Consider the following 3,314-nt stretch of genomic DNA (forward strand, 5'->3'; position numbering starts at 1 on the left):
GGCCTGGACCGGGGCCACCTCACCGGGGCCGGGACCGCCTCACCGGGCCGGGACCGGGACAACCGGTGCAGGGCCGGTTCACCGGTGCGGGGTCACCTCACCGGGCCGGGGCAGGGGCCACCGGCTCGGGACCGCCTCACCGGTGCGAGGCCGGTTGACCGGGGCCGGGGTCGCCTCACTGGGGCCGGGGTCGCCTCAGCGGGGCCGGGGCCACCTCATCGGGACCGGGGCGGCCTCACTGGGGTCGGAGCCGCCTCACCGGCTCGGGGCCGCCTCACCGCCGCGGGGCCGCCTCACCGCCGCGAGGCCGGTTCACCGGGGCCGGGGCCGCCTCACTGGGGTCGGGGTCGCCTCAGCGGGGCCGGGTCCGGGGCCACCGGCGCGGGGCCGGTTCACCGGTGCGGGGCCGCTTCACCGGGACCGGGCCGCCTCACCGGGCCGGGACCGGCTCGCGCACCCGTCGTGGCGTCGGTTCACGGGCTCGGGTCAGCCGGCACCGTCCTGCTCGTGGCGCCGGGCACGTCCTCCAGGCCCCAGCTGTAGACCCAGTGCGGGTGGATCCGGATGACCTCGTCGCTCATATGGGCGCCGAGGTCATGCGGCCCCGTGCGCCGCTCCGCCTCCCCGCGGATCTCGACCCCGCACACCATCCACGGCTGCTCGCTCACCACGCTGTCGACGACCAGCGCCACCTTCGGATTCGCCTCGGTGTTGCGCCACTTCTTCGTCCTGCCCATCGCGAAGCCGCCGATGTCGACCGTGCCGTCCTCGTTGAGGAAGAACCCCACCGGGTTGGCCTGCGGCTGACCGTGCCCGTCCACGGTGGCCAGTCGGCCGATCCGCTGTGATCTGAGATAGCCGACCTCGGGTTCCGTGAAAACACTCATACGATCACTGTCGCGCGGCCGGGTCCCCTGCGCATCAGGCGCGGGACCGGCATCGCCTACGCCCGGAGGGCTCGGCCGAAACGCCGATTCGGATGGCTGTGCGCGGTAACTCGACGCCACGATGGCGCCGAGACGGTGATACGGAGCGAGAGAGCGGGTTGCGATGAACCAGGCCACGGACGAATACGACGTCGTCGTGCTGGGTGCGGGTCCGGTCGGCGAGAATCTGGCCGACCGGACCCGCGCCGCCGGGCTCTCCACGGTGATCGTGGAGCGTGAGCTGGTCGGCGGCGAGTGTTCGTACTGGGCCTGCGTCCCCAGCAAGTCGTTGCTGCGCCCGGTGCTCGCGAGGGCCGAGGCCCGCCGCGTCCCGGGACTGCGGCAGGCGGTCGACGGACCGCTGTCGGCGGCCGAGGTCTTCGCCCACCGCGACAAGCAGGTCGGGAACTGGACGGACGGCGGCGCGCTCACCTGGCTGGAGTCCGCCGGTATCGACTTGGTGCGCGGCCACGGGCGGCTGGCCGGGCCGCAGCGGGTCGCGGTGACACCGCCGGACGGCTCCGACGGCGACGAGCGGGTCCTCACCGCCCGGCACGCGGTGGCCGTGTGCACCGGTACCCGGGCCGCGCTGCCCGATCTGCCCGGTATCGCCGAGGTCCGCCCCTGGACCAGCCGGGAGGCCACCAGCTCCGCCACGGTGCCGGAGCGGCTGGTCGTGGTGGGCGGCGGTGTCGTGGCCGCCGAGATGGCCACGGCCTGGAACGGCCTCGGCTCCCGCGTCACCGTGCTGGTGCGCGGCTCCGGGCTGCTGACCCGTATCGAGCCGTTCGCGGGCGAGCTGGTGGCCGAGACGCTGCGGGAGGCCGGGGTCGAGATCCGTACCGGTACGTCGGTGAAGGGCGTCGCCCGGCCGGGCGGGGCGGCCGGACCGGTCACGGTGACCCTGGAGAACGGGGAACGGCTCGAGGCGGACGAGGTGCTGTTCGCCACCGGACGTACCCCGCACACCGAGGACCTGGGCCTGGAGACGGTGGGGCTCGAACCGGGCGGCTGGCTGACGGTCGACGAGACCTGCCGGGTGCGGGACGTACCGGGCGGCTGGCTGTACGCGGCGGGCGACGTCAACCACCGGGCGCTCCTGACCCACCAGGGCAAGTACCAGGCACGGATCGCGGGCGCGGCGATCGGGGCCCGCGCACAGGACGTCCCGCTGCTGGAGACGGACCGCTGGGGCGCGCACGCGACCACGGCGGACGAGGCGGCCGTACCGCAGGTCGTCTTCACCGACCCGGAGGTCGCCGCGGTCGGGCTGACCGCGGAGCAGGCCGAGGCCGAGGGCCGCAGCATCCGCGTCGTCGACTACGACATGGGCCAGGTCGAGGGCGCGGTGCTGTACGGGGACGGCTACCGCGGCCGGGCCCGTATGGTCGTCGACCTGGACCGGGGCCATCCGATCGGTGTCACCTTCGTGGGCCCGGGAGTCGCCGAACTGCTCCACTCGGCGACGGTGGCGGTGGCGGGCGAGGTCCCGATCGAGCGGCTGTGGCATGCGGTGCCGTCGTTCCCCACGGTGAGCGAGGTATGGCTGCGCCTCCTGGAGGCGTACCGGGGCTGAGGACGCGGAACCGCTCCCGTGGCGGCCCCCACGTCTCCCGGCCCCTTGCGCGCCCCCGCCCGTCCCGGCCGGTCCCTCACGGGGGCGCTCGGGGGTGCTCGGGTGTGTGGTGTCCGGGGCCTGGGATGTCCGGGCCTGACGTCCGGAGGGGGCTGGGGGTGTCCGGGGTGTCCGGGGGCACTGGGGCCGGGCCGGTATCGGGGTACGGGTCCGGGGTTCGGCGTTCGGGGGTCTGGGATTGGGGTTCGGGGTTCGGGGATTTGGGCCGGGGTCGGGCCTGGCGTCCGGGTCGGGGTCTGGGCGTTCGGCCTGGCGTCCGGCGTCCGGCGTCCGGCGTTCGGGGGGTCCGGGGCCCGGGGTTCGGGGGTCCGGGGCCCGGGGTTTGGGGATCTGGGCCGGGCCCGGTCTGGCGTCTGGGGTCCGGGTCTGGGCCTTCGGGCCTGGCGTCCGGGGTTCGGGGTCCGGGGTTCGGGGGCCGGTTCGGGGCACCGGGGCTCATCGCCGGGGCCGCCGTCAGGGGCGGCTTGAGCGGATCTTGGGCGGGCCTCGCGCCGGTCATCGCGTGGTGTTCCCGCGGAGCCTCCCTGTGGACAATGTGGGGATGAGCCAGCAGGGCGACCGAAGCGGTCATGAGGACGACTGGTGGGCCGAGTTGTACGACCCGCGGCGTTCCGACGCGGGGCCCGCGGCGGCCGCGGACTCCGTGGACGACCGGTTCGATTCGGCCTTCCGCACGCTCGCCGGTGACCGGGACACCGGCTATCACAGACCGGCCGCAGGTGCCCTCTGGGAGCCGCGGGCGGGGGATCAGG

The 3,314-nt window shown here is 75.1% G+C and carries 2 protein-coding genes and 1 pseudogene; 2 read left to right on the forward strand and 1 reads right to left on the reverse strand.

The features are described from left to right. Positions 1–473: 473 nt before the first annotated feature. Positions 474–887, reverse strand: a complete 414-nt coding sequence (locus AXW62_RS38170) for a PPOX class F420-dependent oxidoreductase (RefSeq protein WP_060948403.1) — start codon at positions 885–887, stop codon at positions 474–476. Positions 888–1,050: 163 nt separating this feature from the next. On the opposite strand from AXW62_RS38170, the gene AXW62_RS38175 reads away from it, so the two are divergent. Both AXW62_RS38175 and AXW62_RS38180 read left to right on the forward strand, forming a co-directional pair. Continuing rightward, the gene (locus AXW62_RS38175; protein ID WP_060948404.1) at positions 1,051–2,502 is read left to right on the forward strand and encodes a dihydrolipoyl dehydrogenase family protein; all 1,452 of its coding nucleotides are present in this window, start codon (positions 1,051–1,053) and stop codon (positions 2,500–2,502) included. Between the two features lie 601 nt (positions 2,503–3,103). After that, positions 3,104–3,314 (forward strand): annotated as a pseudogene (locus tag AXW62_RS38180) (protein phosphatase 2C domain-containing protein); the annotation flags it as partial.

It is taken from the genome of Streptomyces hygroscopicus subsp. hygroscopicus (genome assembly GCF_001553455.1).
Classification (GTDB): domain Bacteria; phylum Actinomycetota; class Actinomycetes; order Streptomycetales; family Streptomycetaceae; genus Streptomyces; species Streptomyces hygroscopicus.